Source organism: Runella sp. R5_40, from assembly GCF_057652295.1.
This window is the reverse complement of sequence record NZ_JBYFCH010000008.1, coordinates 48,458-62,369: the sequence shown is the minus strand read 5'-3', so window position 1 is coordinate 62,369 and position 13,912 is coordinate 48,458. Positions and strand designations below refer to the sequence as shown.

Genomic DNA, 13,912 nt, shown 5'->3' with positions numbered 1-13,912 from the left:
AAAAGGAGTTTTATGAAACGATTACTTGCCGCTTTTTGTGTTTTGACGGCCTTGGGGGCAAACGCCCAACGAGCAGAGTGGGGATTAAAAGCGGGATTACAGATTTCGCAGCTCAGAGGAGATGATTTTCTTGGACGTCGAGCGACGTCAAGCTCGGCTACACCCGAAACCATAACCACCCAAGGAAGTAGCAAAGCAGGCTACGTAGTAGGTGCGTATGTACGTAGCACAGAGGATGTCTTTTTACAAGCAGAGGCTTTACTTTCTATTAAAGGAGGTGAAATAGAATCGACAGGAAGCACGAATAAAACTTCCATCCAATACGGACAGTTGGATATTCCGCTTTCGTTAGGCTACAAGCACAAACGTTTGGAATTTACGGGCGGGCCGCTCATTTCGTTGCAATTGTTTGACGACAGCAACCTCAAAAATTTCTTGTCGCAATATTCTTCAACCCCTCTTACCTTTTCACCCTATCGCAGCTATGCGTTTGGCTACCATGCAGGGGTTGCGCTCAATCTGAATAAACTTTCGATTGGCGTACGTTATTTGGCCAGCATTCAAGGCGTAAGCGATATGTACATTGCGTATGCTGTGCCTGGAGAAGCACAATTGCGAGATAGCCGTTTCCAACAGCGTTTTAGCGGCCTTCAACTCACGGCTTCTTACCGACTGACCAGATAAGACGGAAGTTCTTCTACTTTCAACCAGCGCCCCACTATTTTTTTGTCTCGGTCGAGCAGATAAATGGTGGGGTATTCTATGACCCCTAGTTTATGAAACTCAATCGAACGATTTGCATCTCTCACGTTGAGGAAGCTTTCCGTTTGAAATTCGTTAATAAAGGTTTTCCATTGCGCCTCGTTGGGGTCGAGCGTAATGGCTACTACATTCATTTTATTGGCGTATTGTTTGGCCATTGTCACCAACGCTGGCGTAGCCTCTCGGCAATGTGTGCACCCTGGGTCAAAAAAGAAAAGAAGGGTGTAATCGCTGTGGATATCTTCCCAATGAAACGCCTTTCCGTCCACCGTCGAGAGAGGTATTTTAGGAAATGTGTTTCCAATAGCAACGTTGGCCTTTATGGTTTTTAGTTCTTTTAATCGCTGCAAAGTACTCGCATCCCACAATTTTGTATCGTTTTCCACATAGTTATCCACAATTTGCTCAAAAAGCTGATCAAAATCTGGATTAGATGTTAATTCAACCCTTTGGGCAAGCCCTCCAATGATGTATTTGCGAAGTTCGGTCGTTCCTTTGGTTTTCTGAATAAGCCCCTCTACTAACTTGCGGCGGTGCTCTTTTTCAAATTGAGGCAGCGCTTTCAAAAAGCGTTCAAAGCGCGCGGGAACGGTGGAGGTATAAACCATTCGTTCATCGGAAAGAAAAGCGTTATCAAAGAAATGCTCCCACGCGTAGTTTCTCAAATACAGAGAATCTTTGGCCGATAATTTCTGAACGGGCAAAATGGGCAAGTTAGGTTCTTGGTAACTTTTCAAAAAACGCGTACTCAAGTAGGTAGGGTGTTTTTGATAAAGTGAGTCAACAAACTTCTTCACTTGTTGATTGAGTTCTTGAAAACGATTTTTCCAGCGCGGGTCTGAGTCCTCTTTTATCCCCATCCGCTGACGCTCTGCCAATGCCGCTTGGTAGCGCCGCCGTAGTTCTCGTTGGTAATCAAAAAACAGGGTATTTTCGGGGGAGTTTTTGAAACGAATACTAGCAATCAGGTCTTTGTAATCGGCTTCAAAGGAAAACTGTTGCGAGCCTGTCACAAAAATATCAAGCCCTTTTCCCAACCCAACAATCCGACAAACGCCTTCGGGAATGGCATCGGTCTGCCAAACTACACGGCCGTCGGCGCCCAAAATAGCGGTATCTACAGGCATTTGTTGTCCTGCAAAATACTGCGCTAAAATCAGCCGCATAGGTTTTATATTGGCAATTTTAGCTTCAATTCGTAGTTTTTTTTGAGCAAAAGAAGGTTTCCAACTTGCCAGAATGACAATACAAGCACAAAGAATCCAGCGTTTATTCGGCATATTTTTGAGTTTTGAAAAATAAACGCAAATGTTGTGCCACAAAAAAGCGGGGAACAACAGGTTATTGAAAACCCGCTATTCCCCGCTTGAGTTTGACTAGACTAGACTTTCCAAGTTTCAAAAACTTGGAAGGTCTAAGATCTGAAAAATATTAGTCGTTTTTAGCGCCGCCTTGCTGACCTGCTTTGGGTGGTTGCGCCTGCTGAGCTTCACGCATTGGGTTAGAACCACCACGTTGAAAACCTCCGCCTTTAAACATCTGGAAACGCGTTGGTTGTGCTGGCTGACGTGGGAAGCTGTTGCTCTCTTCGTCGATGTCGGCAATCTCACGGTAGGGATCTAATGTCCACTGAACCACTTTTTTCTTCGTCGTTACGACTTTAGATACTTGTTGGTCGTTCAAACGCCAGATTTCCGCTGGGAAGCGCGCTACCGAATCCGTACCATCTTCAAACTGCATCTTCACAATCACAGGCATTGGTAAACCACCTTTGTTCTTCACTTTCAACGTATAGAAGTTCATACCTGACTCGACCAATTTGCGCTCATCGGCCGTTAAGCTTGCCAAGTACGTTTCGTATTTCTTTTTATCAGCGTCCGTCACTTTGTATGGGTCGTACGAGTTGTAGAAATCCTTCATGTCAGGATTTTTCTCTACCACCGATTCTTTGATAAAATCTTTGTCACGCTGACGAGCCACGGTATTACGCTTGTCTTCCGCTTCTTTTTTGGCGCTTGCTTTGGTAATTTCAGGGTTTTGCGTGTCAAGCGCAAACCATTCAACTTCCACTAAATCTTGGTCAACAGGCTCAACGCCGTAGAACCAGCCTTTCCAAAACCAATCCAAATCCACACCTGAGGCATCTTCCATCGTACGGAAGAAATCGGCAGGAGTCGGGTTTTTAAACGCCCAACGACGCGCGTATTCTTTGAACGCATAATCAAATAGCTCACGACCCATGACGGTTTCACGCAAGATATTTAAGCCCGTCGCAGGTTTTGCGTAGGCATTAGGCCCGTATTGCATAATGTTGTCCGAGCTCGTCATGATTGGTACCAAGTTTTCGGTTCCTTGCTTCATGTAATCTGTAATGTACTGAGGCTCACCGCGACGCGTTGGATAGTCTTTGTCCCATTCTTTTTCAGTCAAATACTGCACGAATGTATTCAAACCTTCGTCCATCCATCCCCACTGACGCTCATCAGAGTTGACAATCATTGGGAAAAAGTTGTGGCCTACTTCGTGGATAATTACCCCAATCATCCCATACTTAACCCCTTCCGAATACGTACCATCGGGGTCTGGGCGGCCACCGTTGAACGAAATCATCGGATACTCCATTCCGCCGCCGCTCGCGTGGCACGAGTACGCTACTGGATAAGGGTAGTCAATTGTGTATTTTGAGTACGACTTAATCGTATGCGCTACCACCATCGTCGAGTATTTACCCCACAATGGGTTTCCTTCTTTTGAATAAAGCGACATACACATTACTTTCTTGCCCGCTTGGTCGATTTGCATCGCATCCCAAATGAATTTGCGGCTCGTAGAAAACGCAAAGTCACGGACGTTATCGGCCTTGAAAACCCACGTTTTCTTACCCGTTGGCTTGCCTTTTTCTGCTTTTTCAGCTTCTTCTTGGCTCACAATCAACACGGGGCGAGTAGCTGTTTTAGCTTGTTCCAAACGCTTTTGTTGCTCCGAAGTCAAGACCTGAGCCGCGTTTTGCAATTCTCCCGTAGCTCCTACGATATGGTCGTTAGGCACTGTCAAAGCCACTTTGTAATTACCAAATGTCAAGGTAAATTCTCCTTGGCCCAAAAACTGCTTGTGTTGCCAACCGTTTACGTCGTCATAGACGCACATACGTGGAAACCAGTGCGCGATGAAGTAGTTAGAGTTTCCATCTTTTGGAAAAAACTCGTAACCCGCACGGCCGTAGTATTCGTTGATAAAGTAATTCCAATCAACCGAAAACGCGTACGATTGCCCTGTTTTGATGCTCGCAGGCAACTCAACGCGCATCATGGTGTTGTTGATGGTATATGCCAACGGCTTACCCGTTTTTGCATCCTTCACGGCCGTGATTTTGAAATCATATTCTTTGTCACCAGTAATGCTCGTCCGTACTGAACTTGGCGCATTTAAACCACGCACAGCGTTTGACGACATTTGTGGCTGAATGCTATTGTGCTGCGAAAGGGCATTGATTGAGCCTTTGGCAAACAAATTTTGGTCAAGTTGCAACCACACAAATTTCAACTCATCGGGTGAGTAGTTGTGGTACGTAATGGTTTCAGTTCCCGTGATTTTGCGTTGTTCATCGTCCAATTCCGCTTTGATGTCGTAGTCGGCGCGTTGTTGCCAAAAATCTTTTCCAGGCGCTCCCGAAGCCGTACGAGTCGTATTTGGGGTAGGGAGTTGAGCGCCTAATTGCTCAAAACGCGAATTGGCATGGTAGTTGGCAGCAGGGGGCTGGGCAAATAGTAAGCCCGTACTGAGCATAAGCCAGTAAAAAATAAACTGTTTTCTCATTGGTACTTGGTTGTTAGTTGAATAGTAAAAATAAGGTAAATCAATCAAAATTAGGTCAAGGCATAGACGCGTACGGCCTTTTTTGCGACATTATTCCACTGGAAGCCCCATAAGCGTACGAAATAGCTCATTGTTAAGAATGAGCGACAAGGCCATTCCCGCCACAATCCCCGAAATCAGGTGGTTCCAAGTGAGGCGTTTTAACTTGATGATTTCGATAAACAAAGAGGCAATCCCCAATGCAATGGCCACAATGACCAATTGCCCCAACTCCAAGCCCAAATTGAACGAAAACAAGGGCATAATAATGCTTTCTTGCTCTCCCAATAAGCTTCGTAAATAGTTGGAAAATCCCATGCCGTGAATTAAGCCAAAACAAGCCGCGAAGATGTACCGCAATTTGGGGGATTTTGGTTCGCCCGTGCTGGTATCTGAAAAATTAGCAACGGCTGTGGCAAAAATTGTGATCGGAATCAGCAATTCAATGATGTCAGAACGGTACGTAATCAGCTTTAATGTTGCCAATGCCAACGTTACCGAGTGGCCTAGCGTAAATGCCGTAATAAGTACCAATACTTTTTTCCAATCGCGAAAAGCGTAAATAGCGCACAAAGCCACTACAAACAAAATGTGGTCATAACCGTTGGGGTCGGTGATGTGGTCAAACCCCAATCCAAGGTAAATTTGGAAATCAGACATGAAGAAAATGGTTGGTTAGGTGTTGATAAAGAAACTGAATGAAAGGCTAATCGGACTACGGCGCTAGTACATAAACTCCGTCCACATTTCGACCATACCCTTCATAATCAAGGCCATAGCCAAGCACAAAACGGTTTTCGATTTCAAAAGCGGCGTACTTGACGCTCAGCGGCGTTTTGAGGGCTTTGGGTTTAAAGAGCATGGTAGCTACCTGAATTGACTCGGGGCGCTGGGCCGAAAGCTGAAAAAGAAGCTTATTCATCGTAAGTCCCGTATCGACAATATCTTCGACGATAATCACGTGGCGGTCGCGAATGGGTTCTTTCAGTCCAAGAACCTCCGTTACTTCGCCCGTCGATTGCGTTTTGGAATAGGAAGAGACGCGCACAAAGGTTATTTCGCACGGAATCGTCACGCTTTTCATTAGCTCGGCCGCAAACATAAATGCTCCATTGAGAACGACCACAAAAAGAGGGTTCTTGTCTCGGTAATCTTCGTTAATTTCGCGCCCCAGTTCCGCAATTCGCTCTTCGAGTGGTTGTTTTTCGATAAATGGAACAAACTTTTTGTCTTTGACCGTCAGCATGATGAAAAAATATTAAAAAAAACTTAAAAAATGAAGCTACGAATAAACTGTAACGAGAAGTTGTACGTTAATATCCACAGCAAAGATAATAGACCATGGAAAAGAACATCTTAAAATATTGGATATTCAGCATCGTTGGCTGGGTACTTTTAGGTACGACTACCGCCAATGCCCAACTTTATGCCTCCTCCGACTTTGATGGCAAGTACGATATGTTGCTCTCCAATCCAGGCGTACAAATCGAAGCCACTGAGGCGATTAACAAACTTTATAACTTCAAATTTGCCGAAGCCGACGCCGAATTTCGTTGGCTGCGCTACCGCTATCCGTACCATCCCATGCCTTATTTTTTGATGGGGTTGGCCGAGTGGTGGAAAATTGTGCCTAATACCGAAGACACTCGCTACGATGACCGCTGTTTGGCGTTGATGGATACTTGCATTACGTTGGCAGAAAAACTGTACGATGCGCGCGAAAACAAAATCGAACCTTCGTTTTTCTTGGCCGCGGCCTATGCCTTCAAAGGACGGATTCACTCGGAACGGAAACACTGGTCACGGGCGACTTTCGCGGGGAAGAATGCCTTGAAATACATGGAAAAATGTGAAGGAAAAAGCGATCTAAGTCCAGAATTACTGTTTGGCGATGGGTTATTCAATTACTTTGCCCAGTGGATTCCAGACAACTATCCGTTGCTTAAACCTATCCTTTGGCTTTTCCCTAAAGGCAACAAACAGCTTGGTATTCAACAACTTGAAAAAGTAGGAAACAACGCTTTTTACACCCGAACCGAAGCACGGTATTTCTTACTGCAGATTTACAGCTACGAAAATCAGTACGCCAAAGCGTATGATTTAGCAAAGTACTCGTGGGAAACGTACCCTGACAACCCCTATTTTGAACGTTATTACCTCCGCTCGGCTTTTGTACGGGGAAATACAGCCGAAGCGGAAAAATCCGCCAACAGCATTTTGTCCAAAATCGACAAAGGAATGGCAGGCTACGAAGCTGTAAGCGGGCGAAATGCGGCTTACGTTTTGGCGTATTATTACAACAACTATCACCGCGATATTCCAAAAGCCAAGGAGTATTACTTGCAGGCTGTCAATTATTCAATTCAAGCCAAAGCGTTTACGTCGGGCTATTATTTGTCGTCGTTGATTGCCTTGGGAAAAATGTCGGAAACTGAAAAAGACTACGAAGCGGCAAGAGAGTATTACAAAACGGTGATTGACCGAGGGGAGAAAAAATCGAGCCAAGTCAAAGACGCCAAAGACGCCATTAGCCAACTCAACAAATCACGTCGGGAAGAACGAAGAAAGCGGAGGGATTAACCTCCGCTTTTTTTATTATTTCTACAATATCACCAGACCCTCACGGCGGTAGCCTAAAAACTGCGGTGCATCGGCAGGCAAATCAGTCACCAAATAATCAATGTCCGATAATTCACATACTTGAAGTTTTTGGGTACTGCCTAGTTTTTCACTAATGGTCACCACTGCGCTTCGTTTAGACGCTTTGATCATGGCTTTTTTCACCTGAACTGCCTCTAAATCTGTATCCGTAATACATTCGGTATCAATGGCATTGGTACCCATGATGCACAAGTCCGCCTTGATTTCATTGAGACGGCTAATGACTTCGCCTCCCACGCTAATCTGCGAATTTTTGACCAGCGTTCCCCCCAAAAATATCACGTCAATCGTCGGGTGGTCGCACAACTGAAGGGCGGTTGTCAGGCTTATGGTAAAAAAAGTAGCTTTTAAATCGACAGGCAATAACCTCGCCAACTCCCTAACGGTCGTTCCGCCACCTAGAATAACAAACATTCCGTCTTCGATGAGGGTGGCCGCTTTTTGCGCAATGACCGTTTTTTCCGATAAAGCATAAGTCGTACTCGGTGCATAATCGTAATGGTACGATTTTGATAAGGCTCCACCGTGAACCTTCACCAGTTCGCCCGCCTCCGCCAGTTCATTAAGGTCACGGCGGATGGTATCCTCCGAAACGTTCAACATCAATCCCAAATCGGCAGACAATATCCGATTGTGAAGATTGATTTGTTTCATAATGAATGCCTGTCGTTCTCGCTTTAGCATTTGGGTTTGAATTGGGTGCATAATGGTTCAAAAAAATATAAAATCAAATCCGCAAAAAGTTGCAATAAAATTAGAGACATTTTTTGATTCAGCTCAAATTTTCGCCAAAATCTTAATTTTTTTTCATTTTATTCTACTGATACAAATAATTTTCACCAAACAAATGACGGAGTTTGCTGTTTTTATTGTTTATTTATTGCGGTTTTATGCCGATTTTAAAAATAAACCTTTAATTAATAACTTATGCTTCACAACAATTACGGCCAAATTATTCAGAACCGTTTTCGTTCTGAACTCATGCGGACGATTGTGGCAATTTTAGCGATTTGTTTTTCGCTAAATGGCTGGGCCCAATCGTACGCCGTCAAAGGGAAAGTAACCGACAACAACGGTCAGCCAATCCCTGGCGCTACGGTACAAGTAGCAGGAACTTCGCTCGGAACGACTGCCAATGTAGAAGGAGATTTTTCGCTTAATCTAAGTGGTAATGTTAAAATTACGTTCAGCGCGGTAGGCTACAGCACAGTTACACGGGAGGTTTCTTCGAGTCAGTCGATTGTCAATGTTTCGCTTCGAGAAGACCAAATGAACCTCGACGAAGTCGTCGTGACGGGTTCTACCATTCGGGCCGAACGCCGACAACTTGGAAACGCAATTACGACGATTAAGGCGGATAACCTCGAAAAAACAGGTTCACCCAACCTCGTGAGCGCCTTGCAAGGAAAAATCCCAGGTGCTCAAATCACCCAAAACTCAGGTGACCCCGCAGGAGGAATTACGGTGCGTTTGCGCGGGGTGAAATCCATCCAAGGAAGCTCTGACCCGCTGTATGTCATTGACGGTGTAATCATTAACAACGAAACGTCACCTGCTTCTCAGTTGGCCCTTTCGCTTGGCAACCAAGCGCCAAGTACTGCGCTCGGAACCAACCGTTTGGCCGATATTAACCCCAGTGACATTGAGTCTTTAAACGTTATCAACGGTGCCGCTGCCGCCGCTCAATACGGTTCAAGGGCTGCCAACGGCGTGGTTATTATCACCACCAAACGTGGGAAATCAGGCGCGCCAAAAATCAACTTTACGACCAGTTTTTCTTCCAACGAACTTCGCAAAGGTGTTTTCATTTCTACCTTGGGGAAACAATTTGGGTTCAAAGACTTGCGTCTTCACACCATCGGGGTAATTAGTGCTGCTCAAAGTGCCGCCAACCCTACCATGACGACCACGGGCATCGTTCGCGACGGAGCCACTTCTTTGTTGGCCTCTAACCTGGTGGACGTAACTCGCTACAATTATTTTGACCAAATCTTCCGTGCAGGTTTTGGCAACGACAATACGCTTTCGATTTCGGGCGGAACTGACCGTACGCAGTATTTTGTGTCGGCTTCTTACATGAAAAATGAAGGGATTGTCAAGAATGTCGATTTTCGGCGGGCGAGTTTGCGGGCGCGCGTTGACCAACGTCTTAACAATTGGGCAAAACTATCGGCGGGCTTGAATTATTCAAATAGCTTTTCCAACGAAAAAGCCAACGGAAACGTGTTTTACAGCCCGATAAACTCGGTAACAATCACCAACAACATCTACGACATCACCCAGCGCGACGCCGCAGGTAACTTGTTGGCGGTTGAGCCTACCCGCGTCAATCCACTCACAACCGTGGAAACCATGAAGTTTACGCAAGCTGTAAGCCGCACCATCGCTGATGCGCAATTAAACCTTACGCCTATCAAAGGTCTTGGCATCGACTGGGTTGTTGGGGTGGATACGTACGGGCAATTGGGTAAAAACTACATTCCGCCGTACCCTTACCAAGCCGTGGCGGGGCTTCCTGCGGAGCGTTATCCCGATGGTTTTGCGGCCAACGCCAACAACAACGTCACGCAGTTTAACAGCGACATCAACGCTACCTACGAAACCGAACTTAGCAGTTCGCTCAAATTAAACGCCGCTGCTGGTTTCAACTACCAATTCTACCAGTCGGATTTTACCCGTGCCAGTGGTTTGAACACCGCACCTTTTATCGAAACCGTAAGCGGTACGGCAAGTACGACCGTTACGGCAGGTTATGGCCTCGACCGTTACAATTTGAGTGGTTTTTTTGTACAAGCGACCTTGGGTTACAAAAACCTAGCCTTCGTTACGGCTGCCGTTCGTCGCGACCGTTCATCGAAGTTTTCTCCGAGCGAAACCAACCAAACCTATCCTAAGTTGAGCGGTAGTTTTGTGGTTTCCGACCTTGATAGTTGGAAAAATAGCAGCTTGGCCAACATTTGGGACGGTTTTAAAGTACGTGCGTCGTACGGACAAGCAGGTAACTTGACGGGAATTGGAAGTTACAGCCGTTTCTGGCAGTTTAGCCCAGTACCTTTCCTTGGCAAAAACACCATCATTCCTGGCGCTACCTTGGCCAACCCTCGCGTACGTCCTGAACGCATGGACGAAATCGAAGTGGGTGCCGACCTTTCGTTCTTAAAAAGCCGACTCAATTTGGGAATTTCGGTCTATAACCAACAAATCAAAGACTTGGTTGTCAACCGCGAATTGGCCCCTTCAACGGGTGGAACGGGAATTGTGAACAACGTAGGAACGATGGAAAACAAAGGATTTGAAATCAGTCTCAACGCCTTAGCAGTGAAGAAAAAAGACTTCTCGGCTGATTTCACTGTTCTTTACAACCAAAACCGCAACAAAGTATTGGACATCGACCAAGGGAATCCGTTGATTTCAACGCTCACCATTGGCAACTCAGCGGGTGCTCCTGTTTTCTTGATTGAAGGCCAGCCTGCCAGCGTTTTTTATGGTTTTCCTTATGCTCGTAATACCGACGGAAGCTTGTTGTTAACCAAACAAAACCTTCCTCAACGCGAAATGGGTGCTCAAAACACGACAGACCCAACGCAATACACCGTTAGCCGTGCCGCTGATGGACAGCCTTCGGGGGCATTTGTTCGTACCGTGATTGGCAATCCTAATCCAAAATGGACAGGTTCGTTCAGTGGTAATTTGACGTACAAAAAACTTGGTTTACGTTTCTTGTTGGATGCCGTGCAAGGTTTCCAAGTGTTCAATGCTGACAAGCGTACCCGCAACAACGTAGGAATTGGCGACATCGCCGAAGCCGAAATGTTGGGTACATTACCGCGTGGCTATGTGTTCTCGTTGGTCAACATCGAAGAATACCGCGTCGATGAAGGCGGTTTTACCAAATTGCGCGAATTGGCCCTTACGTATCAGCTTCCTAAATTCAGGGGAATCAATAATTGGAGCGTTTCGCTCGTGGGTCGTAACTTGATTTCGTGGGATAAATACAACGGTTTTGACCCTGAAACAAACGCAGGTAACAACAGCGACATTTTGCGCGGGGTGGACTTCGGAAACGTCCCTATTCCACGCACGTACCAGCTCCAGTTGAATTTATCTTTCTAACGTGAAACCTGTAATGCAATGAAAAAGACGATCTTATATACACTTTTGGCGGGAACGATGCTGACGGCCACTTCCTGCGACCAAGAATACCTCAACCCAAGCGCCGCCAGCGAAACCCAAGTAACGACCGACATCAACGGGCTCATTACGCTCTGCAACGGTCTCCAATACCGCTACTCAAGCACCCGTGCGGGGGTTCTTTACACGGCCATTACGGCTAGTGGGCTTACAACCAAAGAACTTACGGTATTGAATGCGGGTAACGGCGACGAAGAACAACTTCGGATTGGCAGCGGCAGCATAACCCCTAACAACGGTATTTTGCGTAACCTTTGGGCACAAAACCAGTTGGTAAAAGCCAATGCTGACCTTATCTTAAAAAGCGTAGCTACGGTCGCTGGCGATGCAGGTACCAAAAGTGGCATTACGGCCTATGCTTCTATTTTTAGGGCCTTGGCATTAGGGACTATCGCTCAATTTTGGGAAAAACTCCCCGTTACCACAGGCGATAATGCCGTGTTTGTCACGCGGGATGAAGCGTTAAAAGAAGCCATTCGTACGCTCGAAACCGCCGCTACTACGCTTACTGCTACCCCCGTTTCTTCTACTTTCACTACGCGGATTGTAGCAGGGATTGATTTAGCCAATACCATTCAAGCGTTGATTGCACGTTATAGCCTTATGGTAGGCGACAATGCCAAAGCCTTGGCCGCAGCTAACAAAGTGGATTTGACCAAAAAATCATCGTTCAACTTTGACGATGCCACTCAGAACCCCTTATTCTTCAACACCTTCGGAAACCGTAACGTGACTGAGCCTGTCAACGCTACGCTTGGTTTACCCGAAGCACTTCGTCCCATTGCCGCCGACAAGCGCTTGGCGTTCTATTTGTCAAACCCTGCGGGCGTAGCAAGCGGAGGTATTAACTTAGGGCGTGCTAGTTTCTTTACCGCCAACAATGCCGCGATTCCTGTGTATTTACCTGGGGAAATTCAGTTGATTAGAGCGGAAGCAAGTGCCCGTACCAACGATTTGGTAGGTGCAACGACCGCTTTGAACGCCGTTTTAACCAAAACAACCGATGCGTGGGGCATAGGAGCGGGGCTTCCTGCTTACTCAGGTGCCAACACCGCCGATGCACTGCTGACCGAAATCTACCGTCAGCGTTGCATAGAGTTGTTTTTGTCAGGATTAAAATTGGAAGATAGCCGTCGTTTTAATCGTTTGGCTCCCGTTGCAGGCAATGCCGCTTCGCAAGTAGAGCGCACCCGCACATTTTATCCGTATCCGTTGATTGAGAAAGATAATAACCGCACCAACACGCCTGCCGACCCTGCTATTTAGTGGGAGAGTGGCCGGGTTGTGAGCAACCCTCTGCACAGAAAAGCCCTGATGATGAGTCAGGGCTTTTCTATGCTATTCCGAGTAACTACTCCATTACTGCAACATCAAATAGGCTTTGATAAACTCGTCCAAGTCGCCGTCCATTACTCCCTGAACGTCAGATGTTTCTACGCCTGTTCGGACGTCTTTCACCAATTTATAAGGGTGCATGACGTAGTTACGAATTTGAGAACCCCACTCAATTTTCTTTTTAGAAGCTTCCACTTCTGCGCGGGCTGCGTTTCGTTTTTCTACCTCAATTTGGTACAATTTCGATTTCAACAAACGCATGGCCAAATCGCGGTTGAGGTGCTGACTCCGTTCTTGTTGGCACTCAATCATCAAGCCCGAAGGTTTGTGGCGAAGCCGAACGGCCGTTTCCACTTTGTTGACGTTCTGTCCACCAGCTCCTCCCGAACGATACGTATCCCATTCAATATCGGCAGGATTTACCTCGATTTCGATGCTATCGTCAATCAACGGATACGCATACACCGAAGCAAACGAAGTATGGCGGCGGGCGTTGGAGTCAAACGGCGAAATACGTACCAAACGGTGTACGCCGTTTTCTGATTGCAAATAACCATAGGCTTGTGGCCCATCAATCTGAATGGACGCCGATTTAATCCCTGCTCCGTCTCCCTCTTGGTAGTCGATTTGGGTTACTTTGTAGCCGTGTTTTTCGGCCCAGCGCACGTACATCCGATACAGCATATCTGCCCAATCTTGGCTTTCGGTACCACCTGCACCTGAGTTAATTTCGAGGACGGCGTTGAGCTGATCTTCTTCGTTGGAGAGCATTTTTTTGAGCTCGACCTCTTCCAACACCTTCAATAAGGCTTGGTATTCGGCTTCAACTTCCGTTTCGGTGGCTTCGCCTAGTTCGAAAAACTCTTGAAGTGTTTCCAAATCGCCAAGGCGTTCTTCTACCGATTCGTATCCCTCGGTCCACCCTTTCAAACCCCGAACCTCCTTCATGGTTTGTTCGGCCTTGGTATTGTCGTTCCAAAATTCAGGTTGGTTCTGAATTTGTTGTAATTCGGTTAATCGTTCTTTCTTAGTATCGTAGTCAAAGATACCCCCTCAAAGCCGAAACGCGGGCTTTCAAGTCTTTCAACTGTTCTGTGGTCATCGAATT

The 13,912-nt window shown here is 46.4% G+C and carries 10 protein-coding genes; 4 read left to right on the top strand and 6 right to left on the bottom strand.

Annotated elements, in window-relative coordinates; translation table 11 throughout:
* The first annotated feature begins 12 nt into the window (after positions 1-12).
* The gene (locus AC23N5_RS15935) at positions 13-684 is read left to right on the top strand and encodes an outer membrane beta-barrel protein (protein WP_122933093.1); all 672 of its coding nucleotides are present in this window, start codon (positions 13-15) and stop codon (positions 682-684) included.
* On the opposite strand, the gene AC23N5_RS15930 is transcribed toward AC23N5_RS15935, so the two are convergent.
* From AC23N5_RS15930 to hpt, 4 genes are all read right to left on the bottom strand, one after another.
* Positions 666-2,042: a thioredoxin-like domain-containing protein gene (locus AC23N5_RS15930; protein ID WP_487756349.1), complete on the bottom strand. Its 1,377-nt coding sequence runs from the start codon at positions 2,040-2,042 to the stop codon at positions 666-668. The genes AC23N5_RS15935 and AC23N5_RS15930 overlap by 19 nt on opposite strands.
* A gap of 151 nt (positions 2,043-2,193) precedes the next feature.
* A complete protein-coding gene (locus tag AC23N5_RS15925) occupies positions 2,194-4,578 on the bottom strand; it encodes a M1 family metallopeptidase (protein WP_487756348.1) in 2,385 nt (794 codons plus the stop codon).
* 90 nt (positions 4,579-4,668) lie between these two features.
* Positions 4,669-5,277: a HupE/UreJ family protein gene (locus AC23N5_RS15920; protein WP_487756347.1), complete on the bottom strand. Its 609-nt coding sequence runs from the start codon at positions 5,275-5,277 to the stop codon at positions 4,669-4,671.
* 55 nt (positions 5,278-5,332) lie between these two features.
* On the bottom strand, positions 5,333-5,863 hold the full coding sequence (hpt, locus tag AC23N5_RS15915; RefSeq protein WP_028522369.1) for a hypoxanthine phosphoribosyltransferase: 531 nt from the start codon (positions 5,861-5,863) through the stop codon (positions 5,333-5,335).
* A 95-nt stretch (positions 5,864-5,958) separates the two neighbouring features.
* On the opposite strand from hpt, the gene AC23N5_RS15910 reads away from it, so the two are divergent.
* The gene (locus AC23N5_RS15910) at positions 5,959-7,197 is read left to right on the top strand and encodes a tetratricopeptide repeat protein (protein WP_487756346.1); all 1,239 of its coding nucleotides are present in this window, start codon (positions 5,959-5,961) and stop codon (positions 7,195-7,197) included.
* Between the two features lie 21 nt (positions 7,198-7,218).
* Here the strand turns inward: AC23N5_RS15910 and AC23N5_RS15905 are convergent, their stop codons facing one another.
* Positions 7,219-7,962 (bottom strand): DeoR/GlpR family DNA-binding transcription regulator, encoded by a 744-nt coding sequence (locus AC23N5_RS15905; protein WP_164490177.1) that lies wholly within the window; start codon positions 7,960-7,962, stop codon positions 7,219-7,221.
* A gap of 243 nt (positions 7,963-8,205) precedes the next feature.
* On the opposite strand from AC23N5_RS15905, the gene AC23N5_RS15900 reads away from it, so the two are divergent.
* Positions 8,206-11,391: a SusC/RagA family TonB-linked outer membrane protein gene (locus AC23N5_RS15900; protein WP_487756345.1), complete on the top strand. Its 3,186-nt coding sequence runs from the start codon at positions 8,206-8,208 to the stop codon at positions 11,389-11,391.
* An 18-nt stretch (positions 11,392-11,409) separates the two neighbouring features.
* Positions 11,410-12,735 carry a RagB/SusD family nutrient uptake outer membrane protein gene (locus AC23N5_RS15895; protein WP_487756344.1) on the top strand — a complete coding sequence of 442 codons (1,326 nt, stop codon included), beginning with the start codon at positions 11,410-11,412 and terminating at the stop codon, positions 12,733-12,735.
* 93 nt (positions 12,736-12,828) lie between these two features.
* Here AC23N5_RS15895 and prfB read toward each other — a convergent pair.
* Positions 12,829-13,906, bottom strand: a protein-coding gene (gene prfB, locus AC23N5_RS15890; protein ID WP_183978815.1) for a peptide chain release factor 2 whose coding sequence is annotated in 2 segments (ribosomal slippage) — positions 12,829-13,845 and positions 13,847-13,906 — 1,077 coding nt in all. Because the reading frame shifts where the segments join, the coding sequence is not laid out codon by codon here.
* Between the last annotated feature and the right edge of the window lie 6 nt (positions 13,907-13,912).